The sequence below is a fragment of the Terribacillus aidingensis genome (genome assembly GCF_040703035.1).
Taxonomy (GTDB): Bacteria; Bacillota; Bacilli; order Bacillales; family Amphibacillaceae; genus Terribacillus.
This window is the reverse complement of sequence record NZ_CP159996.1, coordinates 411,094-426,547: the sequence shown is the minus strand read 5'-3', so window position 1 is coordinate 426,547 and position 15,454 is coordinate 411,094. Positions and strand designations below refer to the sequence as shown.

The 15,454-nt window shown below is 45.0% G+C and carries 16 protein-coding genes; 5 read left to right on the top strand and 11 right to left on the bottom strand.

Going from position 1 to position 15,454, the window contains the following annotated elements; genetic code table 11:
- Nucleotides 1-13: 13 nt before the first annotated feature.
- From ABXS78_RS02335 to ABXS78_RS02320, 4 genes are all read right to left on the bottom strand, one after another.
- Complete coding sequence (locus ABXS78_RS02335) at nucleotides 14-1,516, bottom strand: DEAD/DEAH box helicase (protein ID WP_366248760.1); 1,503 nt, start codon at nucleotides 1,514-1,516, stop codon at nucleotides 14-16.
- A gap of 328 nt (nucleotides 1,517-1,844) precedes the next feature.
- Complete coding sequence (locus tag ABXS78_RS02330) at nucleotides 1,845-2,537, bottom strand: alpha/beta fold hydrolase (RefSeq protein ID WP_366248759.1); 693 nt, start codon at nucleotides 2,535-2,537, stop codon at nucleotides 1,845-1,847.
- Between the two features lie 26 nt (nucleotides 2,538-2,563).
- Nucleotides 2,564-3,088 carry a YppG family protein gene (locus tag ABXS78_RS02325; protein ID WP_366248758.1) on the bottom strand — a complete coding sequence of 175 codons (525 nt, stop codon included), beginning with the start codon at nucleotides 3,086-3,088 and terminating at the stop codon, nucleotides 2,564-2,566.
- A 109-nt stretch (nucleotides 3,089-3,197) separates the two neighbouring features.
- Complete coding sequence (locus ABXS78_RS02320; RefSeq protein WP_366248757.1) at nucleotides 3,198-3,473, bottom strand: glutaredoxin family protein; 276 nt, start codon at nucleotides 3,471-3,473, stop codon at nucleotides 3,198-3,200.
- A 190-nt stretch (nucleotides 3,474-3,663) separates the two neighbouring features.
- Here ABXS78_RS02320 and ABXS78_RS02315 point away from each other — a divergent pair, with 190 nt between their 5' ends.
- On the top strand, nucleotides 3,664-4,551 hold the full coding sequence (locus ABXS78_RS02315; RefSeq protein WP_286160785.1) for an SDR family oxidoreductase: 888 nt from the start codon (nucleotides 3,664-3,666) through the stop codon (nucleotides 4,549-4,551).
- Nucleotides 4,552-4,581: 30 nt separating this feature from the next.
- Here ABXS78_RS02315 and abc-f read toward each other — a convergent pair whose 3' ends face one another.
- The 6 genes from abc-f to ABXS78_RS02285 all read right to left on the bottom strand — a co-directional run bounded on the left by abc-f (nucleotide 4,582) and on the right by ABXS78_RS02285 (nucleotide 10,515).
- Nucleotides 4,582-6,204: a ribosomal protection-like ABC-F family protein gene (gene abc-f / locus ABXS78_RS02310; RefSeq protein WP_366248756.1), complete on the bottom strand. Its 1,623-nt coding sequence runs from the start codon at nucleotides 6,202-6,204 to the stop codon at nucleotides 4,582-4,584.
- A 164-nt stretch (nucleotides 6,205-6,368) separates the two neighbouring features.
- Nucleotides 6,369-6,476, bottom strand: a complete 108-nt coding sequence (locus ABXS78_RS02305) for an RAxF-45 family protein (RefSeq protein WP_353615327.1) — start codon at nucleotides 6,474-6,476, stop codon at nucleotides 6,369-6,371.
- Between the two features lie 63 nt (nucleotides 6,477-6,539).
- Nucleotides 6,540-7,433 (bottom strand): YegS/Rv2252/BmrU family lipid kinase, encoded by an 894-nt coding sequence (locus ABXS78_RS02300; protein WP_366248755.1) that lies wholly within the window; start codon nucleotides 7,431-7,433, stop codon nucleotides 6,540-6,542.
- An 87-nt stretch (nucleotides 7,434-7,520) separates the two neighbouring features.
- The gene (locus ABXS78_RS02295) at nucleotides 7,521-8,861 is read right to left on the bottom strand and encodes an Nramp family divalent metal transporter (protein WP_366248754.1); all 1,341 of its coding nucleotides are present in this window, start codon (nucleotides 8,859-8,861) and stop codon (nucleotides 7,521-7,523) included.
- 127 nt (nucleotides 8,862-8,988) lie between these two features.
- On the bottom strand, nucleotides 8,989-9,309 hold the full coding sequence (locus ABXS78_RS02290; protein ID WP_366248753.1) for a thioredoxin family protein: 321 nt from the start codon (nucleotides 9,307-9,309) through the stop codon (nucleotides 8,989-8,991).
- 66 nt (nucleotides 9,310-9,375) lie between these two features.
- Nucleotides 9,376-10,515, bottom strand: a complete 1,140-nt coding sequence (locus ABXS78_RS02285; protein WP_366248752.1) for a CapA family protein — start codon at nucleotides 10,513-10,515, stop codon at nucleotides 9,376-9,378.
- Nucleotides 10,516-10,741: 226 nt separating this feature from the next.
- Between ABXS78_RS02285 and ABXS78_RS02280 the strand changes: the two genes are divergently transcribed.
- Nucleotides 10,742-11,113, top strand: coding sequence for a cupin domain-containing protein (locus ABXS78_RS02280; RefSeq protein ID WP_366248751.1), 372 nt, complete (start codon nucleotides 10,742-10,744; stop codon nucleotides 11,111-11,113).
- On the opposite strand, the gene argS is transcribed toward ABXS78_RS02280, so the two are convergent.
- On the bottom strand, nucleotides 11,114-12,796 hold the full coding sequence (gene argS / locus ABXS78_RS02275) for an arginine--tRNA ligase (protein WP_366248750.1): 1,683 nt from the start codon (nucleotides 12,794-12,796) through the stop codon (nucleotides 11,114-11,116).
- A 402-nt stretch (nucleotides 12,797-13,198) separates the two neighbouring features.
- Here argS and ABXS78_RS02270 point away from each other — a divergent pair, with 402 nt between their 5' ends.
- The 3 genes from ABXS78_RS02270 to ABXS78_RS02260 all read left to right on the top strand — a co-directional run bounded on the left by ABXS78_RS02270 (nucleotide 13,199) and on the right by ABXS78_RS02260 (nucleotide 15,416).
- Nucleotides 13,199-13,297, top strand: coding sequence for a YfhE family protein (locus ABXS78_RS02270; RefSeq protein WP_286160789.1), 99 nt, complete (start codon nucleotides 13,199-13,201; stop codon nucleotides 13,295-13,297).
- Between the two features lie 107 nt (nucleotides 13,298-13,404).
- Nucleotides 13,405-14,103 carry an ABC transporter ATP-binding protein gene (locus ABXS78_RS02265; RefSeq protein ID WP_366248749.1) on the top strand — a complete coding sequence of 233 codons (699 nt, stop codon included), beginning with the start codon at nucleotides 13,405-13,407 and terminating at the stop codon, nucleotides 14,101-14,103.
- A complete protein-coding gene (locus ABXS78_RS02260) occupies nucleotides 14,100-15,416 on the top strand; it encodes an FtsX-like permease family protein (RefSeq protein ID WP_366248748.1) in 1,317 nt (438 codons plus the stop codon). The genes ABXS78_RS02265 and ABXS78_RS02260 overlap by 4 nt, the downstream gene beginning before the upstream one ends.
- The last annotated feature ends 38 nt before the right edge of the window (nucleotides 15,417-15,454 follow it).

Genomic DNA, 15,454 nt, shown 5'->3' with positions numbered 1-15,454 from the left:
TGTCTTTTTTTAATTAGTTATCGTTGTTGCGTTTGCCGCGGTAGCCGCCGCCTCCGCTGCCATTGCGTTTGCCTTGTCCTTGGTAGTTACGGCCACGCGAATTGCTGTTACGGCCATAGCCGCCACGTCGGTCGCCATTACCGCCACGGGAACCGCCGCCACGGTATTTCTTTTTGTCCTTGAAGTTGCCTTTTACGCTGATTGGAGCAATGGAAGTAATACGAACCGGTGTATTACGACGCTCTTTTGTCAGCATTTTCAAAGCAGCTGCAACAACTGTTTCAGCACCGAACTGGTTGATCAGCTCGTTTGCTTTTTCGTTGTATGCTTTTAGATCTTTGTTTTCGATCGTACGCATCATTTTATCGATAGCGATCTGCTGCTGTCCTTGTGCAGCTTCGTCGTTAGTCGGAGCATCTTTGCGTGCGATTTTGCTCTTCGTTGTTTTTTCAATCAAGTGCAGGTGAGAAATCTCTCTTGGCGTGATAAAGGAGACAGCTTGTCCAGCTTTACCAGCACGTCCTGTACGACCGATGCGGTGTACATAGCTTTCCGGATCCTGTGGGATATCGAAGTTATATACATGCGTTACGTTAGAGATATCAAGACCACGTGCAGCAACGTCAGTCGCTACCAAAATTTCTACACGGCCATTTTTAAATTTGTTCAACACGGACATACGCTTGCCTTGTGTAAGATCACCATGAATACCTTCTGCGCGGAAACCGCGAGCCTGCAAGCCTTCTGTCACTTCATCAACACGTTTTTTCGTTCTGCCGAATATAATTGCCAATGTTGGCTCATCGATATCAAGCAAGTTGGAAAGTGTATCGAATTTCTGTCTTTCCTGAACTTCGATGTAAGTCTGATCGATGTTCGTAACAGTCATTTCTTTTGACTTTACTTTAACTTCTGTAGGGTCTTTCATCAATCTCGTACCGATATCACGGATTTCTTTCGGCATCGTTGCACTGAATAGCAATGTTTGACGCTCCTCAGGGATAGAGGAAAGAATTTCGCGAATATCGTCGATGAAGCCCATGTTTAGCATTTCGTCTGCTTCATCCAATACAGCAGTGTGAACATTGCTGATATTGATCGTTTTGCGGCGGATATGGTCAAGCAGTCGGCCAGGTGTCGCAACGACGATATGCGGGCCTTCTTTTAGTGAACGGATCTGACGGTCCATATGCTGACCACCGTATACTGGAAGTGTACGGATTCCTTTGAATTGACCAAGACGGTGAAGCTCTTCTCCTACCTGGATAGCAAGTTCACGTGTCGGTGCAATAACCAAACCTTGGATTTGGCGTTTAGAGCGATCGATTTTGCTGATCATCGGGATACCGAAGGCAGCAGTTTTACCAGTACCAGTCTGCGCTTGACCTAGTACGTCTTTTCCTTCCAGGGCGAATGGAATTGTCTCGGCTTGGATCGGTGTAGCCTCTTCAAATCCCATTTTATCTAATGCTTTTAAAATTGGTTCCGAAATACCTAATGAACTAAATGTTGTCAATTTCTAATTACTCCTTTATATAAAAAAAGTCTCACTGATGAAGCACGGCAGTTATACACAATAAAAAAGCCTTCCTCCACGCTTGGGAAGAGGCCTTAAGCAAGCATTCATTGGATTTAATTATAGTAACACACTATTTATCCGAATTCTACCTATATCTATGATTACACGTATATATACGTGTAATATTTTTCATTAAAGCCCTTCCAAATGTCTAACAGATCTTTGGAAATCGTTATATTATTTTCAAGCAGCAGTCCTACCGGCTTTCACAGCTTTGTTTCTATTTTCTCCTTTAGGATGGATCTTAAACACTCACCGGCAAATATTAAGCCTCAAGCAGAAATTCCTCCACTTGCGTACAGATTTGGTCGATATCCGGACCAAGGCATAGAAGATGCCTCGATTCGTCAAAGAGAACCATTTTCTGCTTCTGGGAGCCAAGATGTTTGTGCAAATAGTTTACAGTACGATGCGGCACCATGCTGTCTTGAATTCCCTGCACAATGAATACGGGACAGGAAACTGCAGGTAATGCTTTTTTTGTATAATCTACACATTTCTTGAATTCCCAGAATGCACGAAACGGAATTTTCCCTTTTTTTTTCTTTCGAAGCGTATTTAAATCATCCAGTACATCGTCGTTCCCATGGTTTTTCATGTTCTGCCAAGCTTCCGCAGTAAGCAGCTTCCAGTTCAAATATTTACCCGAAGCGGATAACAGCACCAACTTGTCTGCACCATATTTCGCAGCCAAGTGGGAAGCAATCATCCCTCCCATCGAGAACCCAATAACGTAAATATGGGAGCAACTTTGTGCAAGCCGCTCGTATGCTTCTTCTGCAGCCTCGATCCATTCCTTATGTCCAACATTCCGGAGTGATAGATCAAGCGGCTTTCCATGACCAGGCAGAGCAACCATTTCCACTTTCCATTCCGTATGATTCATTAAATGCTCAGTTAAGGGCTCCACCTCGTACGTACCACCTGTGAAGCCGTGGATACATAATATTCCTGTCATTCGATCATCTTCGCTTTCCTTATTGTTTATCTCAGTATCTTCAAAAAAGAACCGAGTGATTTGACGATTGGAGAAACCTGCTGAACTGTCGACGCCATCTGTCCGACGGTCGACATCATCTTATTAATATCCATTTGGCCATTCTTATCTTGAAAGTAAGTTGCCAGCCCTTTTGTCAGCTGCGCTTGCTGCTTTGGCTGCTGGATATTTGTCGGCTGGGCATATGCATGCCAATACGGCGCAAGAGGTGGTTTTTTGAAATACTCATACGGCGTTACCTGCTGCGGCGGCTGCGTTTGCTGTGCTTGCTGCCAGCCTCCCCACTGACTGAAATACTCAGGAGGATATGGATTGTAGGCATAAGGCTCGGTCTGTCTGTTAGTATCACCAACATTTACATTTGCTTGCATCCATGTATGAGTATTCATCGTATCATTAAATTGCTCTTTAGGCTCGGTTTGATAAACAGGTTCGTAATAATAACGCTGCCGGCCATCGCTCATCTGCTGCTGTACATGGGAGCGTGGCTCTGTCGTATTGTAATAATACATCTCCACACACCTTTCCTATTTCTCCTTTATCGTATGTTAGGCGAAGGAAGGGCGTTATTCTTAACATTAAAAAGAAAGCAAAAACCACCGCAGATACGTTGATTTTTGCTCAATAGCTGAACTGTGCCCGTGTGGACTGCATTCTATTGATAAGGCCAAGCATTTGCTGAAGCTTGTTTTTTTGGAATCCGAGAACCTTTTCACCATTGATCAGGACAAGCGGAGTGCTGTAAACGGAATGTGCTTGCATTTCCTTCAATACAGCGGGCGCGTTTGTGATATTTTTGACACTGTAAGAAATATTCCACTTATCAAGCTGCTCCATCACTTGCTCGCATTGCTTACAATGATCACTGATGTATACTTCTACATTGCGATGTCTCATCTGCATTCTCCTTTTGTCTCCTACCAATGCATTCTACCAAATATTACCCCTGCACCTAGTACTTAAAACCCATTTTCAGCAAAGTTCCGCTTTTTTTTCATGCAACCCATTACATTTCGAATATGCAGTTTGATTTAAATGAAACGTGGTATCAATAGCATATATACGAAACGAAAAGGAGCTGTCTTAATTGCCAAAAGATCCAAAAACACAATATTACCATGATACGTATCCGAAACAATATCAGGATCCGCCCGGTCTGCAGAAGGATATGGATCCAAAGCCTGATTGCGGAGAAGATAGCTATAAAGGATCCGGAAAACTGACAGGACGAAAAGCACTGGTTACTGGTGGTGACTCCGGTATCGGCCGTGCCGCTGCAATTGCTTACGCAAGAGAAGGTGCCGATGTAGCTATCAACTACCTACCAGAAGAGCAGCCAGATGCCGAAGAAGTAAAAGAACTAATTGAGGCAGAAGGGAGAAAGGCCGTACTTATACCCGGAGACCTTCGAAACGAGAGATTCAACTATAAGCTTGTAGAGGAAGCAGTCGAACAATTAGGCGGTCTTGATATCCTTGCACTTGTCGCTGGTAAGCAGCAAGCTGTAGAGGACATTGCAGATTTGACAACCGAGCAGCTGAAAGCGACATTTGAAACAAATGTATATCCGCTTTATTGGCTGACAAAAGCCGCCCTTCCGCATTTGCCAGCGGGGTCTTCGATCATTACGACGACATCTGTGGAAGGCTTCAATCCTTCTCCAATGTTGCTGGATTATGCAGCTACGAAAAGCACAATCATCGGTTTCACAAAAGGTCTGGCAAAACAGATTGCCGATAAAGGAATCCGCGTGAACTCTGTTGCACCGGGGCCAATTTGGACACCATTGCAAATTTCCGGCGGACAGCTGCAGGAAAACATCCCTGAATTCGGCTCCAACACACCGCCAACACCTGCCGGACGTGCAGGACAGCCGGTTGAGCTTGCCAGCGTGTATGTATTCCTTGCGTCTGAAGAATCAAGCTATGTAAGTGCACAGGTATACAGCATCACTGGCGGAATTCCGACAGCATAAAGAAAAGCTGCGAGCATTGCTCGCAGCTTTTTATTGTTTAACTATCTTCCATTGGTCTTTTGTCTCTTCATAATTACCCGGATAACGATGAAGCACCCCATTTTCCAGGTAAGCTGTCTGATCAAAACAGGTATTCAGCAGATGTCGATCATGGCTGATACCAAGCACCGTTCCATCAAAACGCCCCAGAGCTTCCTCCAGAACTTCCCTTGATTCCAAGTCCAGATGGTTCGTCGGTTCATCCAAGATAAGCAAATTGATACCTTGATGCATAAAAATGGCAAGTTTCAGCCGCATTCTTTCTCCTCCGCTCAAGCGCCCAATCGGCTGGAACACCGCGTACCCGTAGAACATGAATGCTGCCAGCATATGTCTTGCTTCTGCTTCCGCCACAGAAATCACCGTTCGGAAATAATCAATCATCCGCATGGCGGGATCCGCATCCTCCAATGGATGCTGCGGCAGGTAACCCACCTGCACTGCACTCCCGATCTTAACGATTCCGCTGTCAGCACGTAAACTGCCAAGGACAATTTTGATTAATGTCGACTTGCCGCTGCCGTTATCCCCTACAATAGCTACCCTTTCTTTATAGCGCAAATGCAGCATGATATCCCGTAGCACTTCTCGTTCACCGAAGGACTTTCTGATTGCTTCCATGCGGATGACATCTTCGCCGCTGCGCTCGTCTGCAGCAAGTTTAAGCCTCATCTTTGCCGGATCAATATTAGGCCTGGACAGCTTCTCCATCCGCTCCAATGCGCGTTCCATATTACGCGCACGCTTATGCAATCCTTCATTCGGCGGATTTGCCTGATTCGCCCACAGCTTCAGCCTTTTGATTGTTTCCTTCATTTTCTTGATCTTTTTCTGCTGTTCCTTATATGCTTCGAATTCTTGCAGGAGCTTCGCTTCCTTTTGTTTCAGAAAAGAGGTGAAGTTGCCGGTATAAACCGTCACCTCCCCATCCTCTAAATCAGCAATCCGGGATACAGTTGCATCCAGGAAATACTGATCATGCGAGATGACGCATACAGCTCCTGCGTAATTCGCCAGAAAGTTTTCCAGCCATTCAATAGCTGACAGATCAAGATGGTTTGTCGGTTCATCCAACAGCAGGAGATCTGGCTGCTGCAGGAGTACATACGCCAAGCCCACCTTTGTTTTCTCTCCTCCACTCAGTTTGGCAAAAGGTTCTTCCAGCAGCTGTCCAATGTGCAACCCATTTGCTGTCCGGGCAATGTTTGCATCCATTTCATAGCCGCCTGCTTCTGCAAATGCAGTTTGCACCTCTCCATAAGCAGCCAGTGCTTTCTCCATTTTTCCCGGATCCAGCATTTGCTCCTCTAATTTCCGCATTCTTTCCTGCAACGCAGCAAGTTCATCGAATGCACCCATCAAGTACTGCTTCACAGTACCGGCATGCCCAACTGGAATTTGCTCTAAATAACCTATTTTTGCTTGCTTGCGTATAAACACTTGCCCACCATCACATATCTCCGTCCCGGTGATCAATTTAAAGATCGTTGATTTACCACTGCCGTTTCGACCGACCAAACCAAGCTTTTCTCCCGGCTTCAGCTCCAGGTTCAGCTTTTCGAACAATATATTACCGCCCATGATTTTCTTGACGTCCTTTAATGTAATTAACATGTTATTCGCTCCTTTTCTATAAAAAAAAGAGCCAGACAGCAAGACTGTCTGACTCTGACAAATTCTAAAAAAGGGTACAAAAAAACCACACGCAGGGTGTGGTTCTCTCTGAAACGCCTTTTCTTTCTGCTGTAGAGAAATAGATCCTGCACATTATCCATTATTTAGTTGGTAAAAAAGGGCATACGTATCCCGTTACCAACAAAACCATGAATAATCGCGCGGCGATGCAATAGATTTTGATCGGCTTCACGCGAAAGTGTGTGCAACATCTGATTCCCCTCCTTTTCCTTGTAAGTATTTCCAGTATAGAGGTTATGGAACGAATTGTCAAACTATTCTCCAATTATCATTTCAAGGTGTCCTGGCAGGATTTTTACCTCACCAGATGTTTCCTGATAAACTTCTCCATCCATATCAATTGGTTTACCCGCAGGAGACAAGAAGCGAATTTTTTCAGCTTCCTGAATTCCTACCTCAGTCAGATCAGATAGAACTGTTTTATCTTGTTTAATCTGGAGAAGCTCTTTAAAGCTAGTCAAATTGGAATTTTTCACAAATATTACATGCAGCTTACCATCATCTGGCCTTATATTTGGCCCTGCGAACTCTCTTGTACCGATGAAACGGCCGTTCATTACCAGAATCATAACTGCTTCTCCTTCTACATTTTCACCATCGATTTCCATTTGATATGAAAATGGTTCAGCCTGGTTAACCGTTCTTAAGGTACTGATAAAATACGATAGTACGCCTAAGCGGGCTTTCTGATCTTCATCGATGTTATTCGATGCATCCGCAATCAGCCCCACTCCCCAGAAATTCAAGAAGTACGATTCCTCATACTGGCCAATGTCTATCGAAGCGGTCTTCCCGTCAGCGATTGCTGCAGCTGCCTTCCCTAAATTCTGCGGCAACCCTAACATGCGGCTGAAATCATTGCAAGTACCTCCCGGAATGATCGCAACTGTCGGACGCTTAGGTAAAGGTGCAATAACATTGATCACTTGATGGATGGTACCGTCACCACCGTGTATGATCAATAGATCAATGTCTCCTGCAACCTCCCTGCTGTAGTTCACCAATTCCTCCAGATCGTTCGTTTGCATGACCTCTAGCTGTTTGACCGATGCCGCAAGCTTTGGCAATGTTTGTCCCAGTTTCCGTTCCATGAGGTCATCGTCCATATTTCCATTCACTAGATATACAGCGTGTTCGAATGTTTGCATCGTTCTCCTCTCCTTCCCTATTAATGTTCCCTGCGCATTGGATCGGTTAAACTTTGGCAAATAAAAAATGCCGGCTGGAAACCGGCTTTATAAGGCATGCCCTGTCACGATCATATATCCGAGCAGGAATGCATTCAACGAGACTATTAATCCTGTGGCTGCCCACGCCAACACTTTAATATAAGGCTTGTTCACGAAAGTACCCATCTTTTTCTTGCTGCTTGTAAACAATACAAGCGGGATGACTGCAAAGGATAGCTGCAGGCTAAGAATTACTTGACTCCAAACAAGCAAATCACCTGTGCTGGAAGGACCGTAGATCCCCACGACTATCAGCGCAGGAATGATGGCGATGATTCTTGTAACAAGCCGTCTGACCCAGGGTTTTATGCGGAACTGAATGAATCCTTCCATGACGATCTGTCCAGTCAATGTACCTGTAATAGTCGAAGACTGACCAGATAGAAGCAGTGCAAACCCGAAAAGGAAGCTGGCAGCACCCGCACCAATAGCAGGACTTAACAGCTTGTATGCATCCTCAATTCCTTCCACATGCTGCCCAATAGTATGGAAAGCAGCTGCACCAAGGATTAGAATTGCTGAATTGACGAAGAAAGCAACCCCGAGTGAGAAGGTCGAGTCTATATATGCGAATTTCACTGCTTCCTTCTTACCCTTTTCTGTATCCCGATAATTCCTTGTTTGCACGATAGAGGAATGCAGATACAGGTTATGCGGCATAACAGTTGCACCGAGAATACCAAGCGCTAGGAATAAGACCGATGGGTCGGTCACAATTTCCGGCGAAGGGATATAGCCTTTCAATGCTTCCGAAAGAGCAGGATGCGAAAAAATCAACTCGAAAAGAAAACAGCCCGCGATGGTGATCATCAGTACGGTAATGATCGCTTCCATCCAGCGAAATCCTTTTTTCTGCAATAGAAGCAGCAAAAGGACGTCCAACGCTGTAATGATTATGCCCACCATGATCGGTATGTGAAATAGCAAATTAAGTGCTATGGCAGAACCCAAAACCTCGGCCAAATCTGTTGCTATAATGGCCAGCTCTGTCAGCATCCACAGTACCACGACCACTTTCGGATGGAAGGCATCCCTTGTCGCCTGCGCTAAATCACGGCCAGTTGCGATTCCGAGCTTGGCGGCCAGCCCCTGCATCAGCATGGCAATTAAGTTGGAAAGCAGGACGACAGCAAGCAGCATATAGCCAAAGGAAGAACCAGCTGAAATGGACGTCTCCCAGTTACCCGGATCAATGAAACCAACTGCCACAAGTACACCTGGACCCATAAAGGCGAATAGCTTTTTGAAGAAGCTCCCATTCTCCGGAATAGCCACACTATGGTTCGACTCTTCCAGACTTGCATCCCTAGCTCTGCTAAGCCAGCCCTTGTCTCGTTCTTTATCCATAAAGATCGCTTCTTTCTTGTTGTTATTAGCGCAAGTTTACCAAAGGAAACATTTTTAGTCAAAGAAAAGATACTGCTATAAAAAAAGCTTTCCTGCTGATCAGGAAAGCTTTTCGGTTTACAAATAGTTACCCAAGCTGCTGTTGGAGGAATGCGATAACCTCTTCAGGAGATTTCGCATTTGCACTATGCAAGTGCGCCAGCTTCTCACCGTTTTGGAATAGGAGAATACTTGGAATTCCCATTACGTCCTGCTCAGCTGCAACATCGGGTACTTCATCATTATTAAGCTCATACCATTTATGATTGCCATATTCCGCAAGCACCTGATCGATAAACATATTCATACGTGTGCAGTCCGGACACCAGTCTGCGAAGAACTTAACGATGACCGGCTCTTCACTCACGATAACTTCATTGAACTTTTCTCTTGTATTGATTTGTTCCATTGTTTGTTTCCCCCTTCTGCTTTTCCTTCTTAAGATACGGTACACACAAGGCGGAAATCAAGCAGTTTAGCTCGATGTATCTTTCTCAATGAAGGAAAGATCTGGTGCAAGCTTCGCCATATGCTTCTTCTTCGCTTCATAAGCACTTTTCATTTCCGGCAATTGATACATCGGCTGAACTCGGTAATGCTGCCAATCCGAAAAAGATAAATACGTCAGCAGCATTCTTGGCTCCTTCGCAGTCACGGTCTTTCCGTCTTTTACAATATCGAATTGAAAAGCCGCACCTATACGCCGATCCGTTTCCTCCTGGGCAGCAATGAAATTCCCGAGAGAATAAATGACGAGCGTTTTATTCCCCTCTTTTCCTCTCAGCCATTCAACTGGCTGCAGCACATGCGGGTGACAACCTAAAACAGCTGTTGCTCCCTGGTCAGCAACGAATTGCGCAAGATCCTTTTGCTCCTCGTTAGGATCATCTTCATATTCTACACCGAAATGCAAACTTACAATAACAGCATCTGCTTGCTGTTTTGCATGGTTGATATCATATTTTATTTTCTGCTTGTCAATCAGATTGACCAGATAGTCCTTACCTTGCGGTACAGGAATACCGTTTGTTCCATACGTATAGCTAAGAAAGGCAACCGAGATACCTTCTGCTGTATCTTCTATCGTTAGCTTTTCACTATCTTCCTTGTTCGCATACGCTCCAGTATATGCCATACCGATTTTCTCGTACTGAGCAGTAGCATGCTTCACCCCGGTTTCCCCTTTGTCCAATGTATGGTTGTTAGCCATCGTGACTACATCGACTCCAACATCCTTCAAGGTATCGCCAATTTCATCAGGACTGTTGAAGTTCGGGTAAGTGGATACGCCTAGCGCTTCCCCGCCCATAATCGATTCCTGGTTGGCAACAGTGAGCGTCGTTCTATCTAAATAGGGTTTAACATCTTGAAACATCGGATCAAAATCATAGCCTGTCTTTGTACTTGCATCATAATAAATGGAGCTATGCAGGAGCACATCCCCGATAGCAGTAACGGAAATTGACTTACTATCAGGCACCTCTTTTGGTTCCAGCTCCACTATTTTTTGCTGCACTGCCTGAACCGCTTCTGTTTGCTGTTTCGGAACTCCTCCACTGCACAACGTAAGAATGATAAGACCCGACAACGCGACAAAGAATGCTTTTATTTTCATGCGTAACCGCCTGTCTGTGAGTTATTTATCCGTATTATAAACGTAGACTCGCATGATAAATAGTACATTTTGTATAAAAAGGAATTTCAATTGATGAACAGTCGGGTAAATAACAAAGAAAAAGGAGGCACATCATGCAAAATTCCATTTTCATGACGATGGCATCTATCCAAATAATAAGCTTCCTGTTCTTTATTATAAGAATGCTTTCGAACATACTGATACGATGCAGGAGGTTTTCAAATCCAATAACTGGAGAAACAGCTGGGTCAATGGCATTTTCCCGTATCACCACTATCACAGTACTGTCCATGAAGTACTGGGTGTTTTGAGCGGCCATGCAACTGTTCAGCTAGGCGGACCGGATGGAGAACAGCTGGAAATCTCTCATGGTGATGTCATTGTGCTGCCTGCCGGTACAGCCCACAAACGGATGCAGCAATCTAATGATTTTCAAGTACTTGGTGCTTATCCGGATGGTATGTCCTTTGACACGAAAACGGACAAGTCAGGCGAATACAGCCAAGCGCTGCAGCAAATTCCGAAAGTCCCAATTCCGCAGCTGGATCCTGTTACCGGCAATTCGATCTGGAGCTAATCACATTTGTGTCGGTGCGTGAATCCCCAAGAGTCGAAGACCCTCCTCCAAAACGGATGCAACAGCTTCGACAATTGCCAATCGTGCACCGAGTTTTTCATCTTTTTCAAGGATACGCACTTTTCCATAATAGCTGTTGAACGCTTGGGCAAGATCAATCACATATTTGGCGATTCTGGAAGGATCGTAGTTGGTTCCGGCATTGGCGATTGCTTCCGGGAACTGCAGCAGCAGGGAAAGAATCGGCCAAGCAGCTACTGCTGTCTCTTCATCGACTTCCGAACCGTCCTGGAATTCTCCTCCCTTAGCCAGCAACGTACTAGCTCGAGCATGCGTATATTGCACATATGGCCCTGTCTCTCCTTCCACACGAAGCATATCTTCCAACGAGAACTCTATATCGTGGATACGTTCATGCTTCAAGTCATGGAATAAGACAGCACCAACGCCGACTTGTCTTGCGACTTCTTCCTTATTAGCCAACCCTGGATTTTTTTCAGTTATATTAGCATCTGCCAAATGGATTGCCTGTTCCAGCACTTTATCCAGCAGTACTAGCTTTCCTTTCCTGGTCGACATTTTCTTGCCATCCTGCAGTACCATGCCGAATGGGATGTGAGTGATTCCTTCAGCCCATTCATAGCCCATTTTCTCTAGCACTAGTTTCAGCTGCTGAAAATGTAAACTCTGTTCATGTCCGACAACATACAGACTTTTGGAGAATTTGTATGTTTCCTTGCGATAGATAGCTGCAGCAAGATCACGCGTTGCATATAGTGTAGCGCCATCTTTTTTCTTGATCAGACTAGGCGGAAGTTCAAATTCATCCAGGCGTACTACCTGGGCACCTTCCGACAGACTAAGCAGTTCTTTTTGCTCCAACTCCTCTACAACACGTTCCATCTTGTCATTGTAGAAAGCTTCTCCTGCGTCCGAATCAAAGCGTACGCCCATCAGTTTATAAACACGATCGAACTCTTCCATTGATACGTCACGGAACCAGCTCCAGAGCTTATTTGCATACGCATCTCCTTGCTCGAGCTTTCGGAACCAGTCCCTCCCTTCTTGCTCCAGCTGTTCATTGTGCGCTGCTTCTTCATGGAAACGGACATACAGCTTCAGAAGCTCCGGAATCGTGTTGGCACGCACCTTCACTTCCTCACCCCATTTTTCATAAGCGCAAATCAGCTTGCCGAATTGTGTACCCCAATCACCTACATGGTTGATCCTTACAACATCATAGCCTTGCTTTTCCAGCAAAAGACTAATGCTGTTCCCAATTACGGTCGAGCGCAGATGCCCCATTGAAAAAGGCTTTGCAATATTAGGAGAAGACAGATCGATAGTAACTGTCTGCCCTTGTCCGATAGTTGTACTTCCGTATGCTGCGCGCTGCTGAAGAATATCCTTCAGCACGCTGCTGCCGGCAAGCTTTTTATGGAGTGTGAAATTAACATACCCACCAACTGCTGTGATAGATGAAAACACTTCATGTGTTAAACCTGTTGCTAGTTCTACTGCAATATTCTGCGGTGACTGCCTCTTTTCCTTCGCCAACGAAAAGCAAGGAAAAGCATAGTCTCCATGCTGCAGCTGTTTCGGTCTTTCGATTTGATGGGTCATTTCCTCTGCTGGCTTGTTCAACGCTTTTGCTACTAATTCTGCTGCAATTGATTTGTACACATTATTTCCTCCTTCAAATATAAAAAAAACCGTCTCTTCCACTTGGAAGAGACGGTTTTAATCCGCGGTGCCACTCTAATTGTCCTGTTCGGACCTGCTCAATTGGATAACGGGAATGATGTTTCCCGGCAGCCCCTACTTAACGTTCGTTCAGGGATGCAGCCAAGAAAGTCCGGTTCCTGCTGCTTTCCGCGTCCCGCTTCCACCGTCCGGGACTCGCTATAGTTTCCAGCTGCAGTACTCTCTTTCTTATCGGCTCAATATATTGTCCTTTATTATAGCGGTTCTTTTAGAAGATGCAACCCCTGTTTAGATTATAAAGGCCATGGGCACACTTTTGATAACCTGTAAAAAGGAGATGATCGCATGGCTAAGCAACACGGCAACTATCAGCCTGTACGCATGAATGGCGTCAGTTTATCTGATGCCCGTGAAGTAACATTCCGCAAAGAGTTCAAACGCGCGGATATCGCCGGCGGTTTCCGCCAAAAGAAGAAATAAATAAGCACCGGGATCCTGCTGTCCGATAAGACAGCAGGATTTTTTTGTATACTTTTCCTTCTTGCTGCCGTCGTTATTAATAGCAGGCTAAAACAGGGGGAGAAACAATGATAACAATCAAACAAGTATCTCATCACTATACGATGGGAAAGAAAGCGAAAGAAACGATAGTACCCGTATTACACGGGATTGATTTGCGCGTGGAAAAAGGAGAAATTGTAAGCCTCGTCGGTAAAAGCGGTTCTGGCAAGTCGACCTTACTGCATATTATTGGCGGCTTTATCCAGCCAACAAGTGGGCAAGTAGAAATTAATGGGACGCCGATCACCGGCTGGAACGAAGGACAATTAGCAGACTTCCGTTTACAGCATATCGGTTATATTTTTCAAAACTTCCAACTGATACCGAGTATGACCGCAGCTCAAAATATCGAATTGCCGCTCATTTTGAACGGAACATCGAAACAAAAACGCAAACAAAAAGTAGCGGACATGCTACAGCAAGTCGAGCTGGAAGCATTTCCGGATCATTATCCATCCGAACTATCAGGCGGGCAGCAGCAGCGCGTTGCGATAGCCAGAGCACTAATACTTGATCCGCCGCTGATACTGGCTGATGAACCGACTGGAAGCTTGGATAGCGATACCGAAGCAGAACTTCTTTCTCTCATTCAAAAGCTGAATAAACAAGCAGGCATTACCTTCCTTATCATCACACATGACCATGAAGTTGCAGCAATTGCGGACAGACAGCTGGAGATCAGGGACGGTCAGATGCAAAAAGTGAAAGGTGTGATGCCGGTATGACATTCAAAGATAAATGGCGTTTTGTCCAGCAGAATATGAAGAAGAATAAAGTTCGTGTGTTCATGACCATACTTGCAGCCGCTATGGGGAGCTGTTTCCTGATTGTACTAGCGTCTGTCGGGTTTGGTCTGCATGACTCCTTAATCAAAGACGAGCTGGAAAGCAGGGCTGTTACAAAAATTGATATATACGGTACTGATAATGAAGAACAGCTAGGTTTTACGGCTGAAAATATCACTGAATTGAAGCAAATTGAGAATGTAGATGCTGTACGGCAAATTCAAAGTCTTGGTGAAACTAACTTTCATTTAGATGGTTACACGAACGAGATGCCTTCCGCTATTGCTGTTGATTTTGAAAACGAAAAACAGGCAGGAATCGAACTTGGCAGCGGGAGGTTGCCGGAGAAAGAGGATGAGATCGTCGTCAGCAGTGATTTTGCTGCATTCTTGGGGAAAGATGGCGTCGAAGAAAAGGACAAGTTTGCAGAGGATGGTACGATAAAGCCTGAATATCTATACGAGGAAGAGGTCCTCAACAAAGAAATCGAGCTCGAGGCATCCACTCTTCCGGAAGACGGGAGCGAGCCTCGCACAGCAACGGAAAAAGTCCAAATTGTCGGGATTGAAGCAGCACCGGCAAACGAATACATCTACACGAATTCAGTGAAGACAACTCCTGAACTGAAAAGAACGCTTGATGAAGCATTAGATGTAACAGACAGCTATACAGAGCAGGGAGATCCGCTGTACGACCAAGTAGAAGTTTATGCTTCCAATGCAGAAGCAGTAGAACCTATCCTGAACTCCTTGGATGAGAAAGGCTATTTAGCTTATTCGAATTTGGAGGAGCTGAAAAACATCAACATTCTGTTCAATGTTGCGAAAGCCGGACTCATAATCGTAGGTACGATTGCAGTACTAATTGCCTCCATCGGGATTTACAATACCATGACGATGGCAGTGACCGAGCGCGCACCGGATATCGGCATCATGAAAGCAATTGGTGCAAACCCTAAAACAATAAAACAAATTTTTCTTATGGAAAGTACGTTCATCGGGCTAGCAGGTGCACTGATTGGTACAGCTGTTGCTTATTTAATCAGCTTCCTTGTGAATGCCGGAGTTCCAGTGATATTGGAGCAGATATTCGAAGAGGAAATACCAGCCACATTGCAGCTTTCATCTATTCCGTTTCTATTAGCTGCCATTAGCATTACCATTTGTCTGGTTGTTACGATCCTATCGGGATCCAGACCGGCAAAACAGGCTACGAATGTAGATGTACTGCGAGCATTGAGACGCGAAATCTAGTCTCTATGACAACTCCGTCATTCTCATAGTATACTGAG

Excerpts from the sequence above, each read along its gene's own strand:
- ABXS78_RS02260 (WP_366248748.1), top strand. The coding sequence starts at position 14,100 with ATGACATTCAAAGATAAATGGCGTTTTGTCCAGCAGAATATGAAGAAG.
- ABXS78_RS02330 (WP_366248759.1), bottom strand. The coding sequence starts at position 2,537 with ATGACAGGAATATTATGTATCCACGGCTTCACAGGTGGTACGTACGAG.
- ABXS78_RS02300 (WP_366248755.1), bottom strand. The coding sequence starts at position 7,433 with ATGCAAACATTCGAACACGCTGTATATCTAGTGAATGGAAATATGGAC.
- ABXS78_RS02320 (WP_366248757.1), bottom strand. The coding sequence starts at position 3,473 with ATGAGACATCGCAATGTAGAAGTATACATCAGTGATCATTGTAAGCAA.
- ABXS78_RS02280 (WP_366248751.1), top strand. The coding sequence starts at position 10,742 with ATGCAGGAGGTTTTCAAATCCAATAACTGGAGAAACAGCTGGGTCAAT.
- ABXS78_RS02290 (WP_366248753.1), bottom strand. The coding sequence starts at position 9,309 with ATGGAACAAATCAATACAAGAGAAAAGTTCAATGAAGTTATCGTGAGT.
- ABXS78_RS02325 (WP_366248758.1), bottom strand. The coding sequence starts at position 3,088 with ATGTATTATTACAATACGACAGAGCCACGCTCCCATGTACAGCAGCAG.
- ABXS78_RS02270 (WP_286160789.1), top strand. The coding sequence starts at position 13,199 with ATGAATGGCGTCAGTTTATCTGATGCCCGTGAAGTAACATTCCGCAAA.
- ABXS78_RS02285 (WP_366248752.1), bottom strand. The coding sequence starts at position 10,515 with ATGAAAATAAAAGCATTCTTTGTCGCGTTGTCGGGTCTTATCATTCTT.
- ABXS78_RS02265 (WP_366248749.1), top strand. The coding sequence starts at position 13,405 with ATGATAACAATCAAACAAGTATCTCATCACTATACGATGGGAAAGAAA.
- ABXS78_RS02295 (WP_366248754.1), bottom strand. The coding sequence starts at position 8,861 with ATGGATAAAGAACGAGACAAGGGCTGGCTTAGCAGAGCTAGGGATGCA.
- ABXS78_RS02305 (WP_353615327.1), bottom strand. The coding sequence starts at position 6,476 with ATGTTGCACACACTTTCGCGTGAAGCCGATCAAAATCTATTGCATCGC.
- abc-f (WP_366248756.1), bottom strand. The coding sequence starts at position 6,204 with ATGTTAATTACATTAAAGGACGTCAAGAAAATCATGGGCGGTAATATA.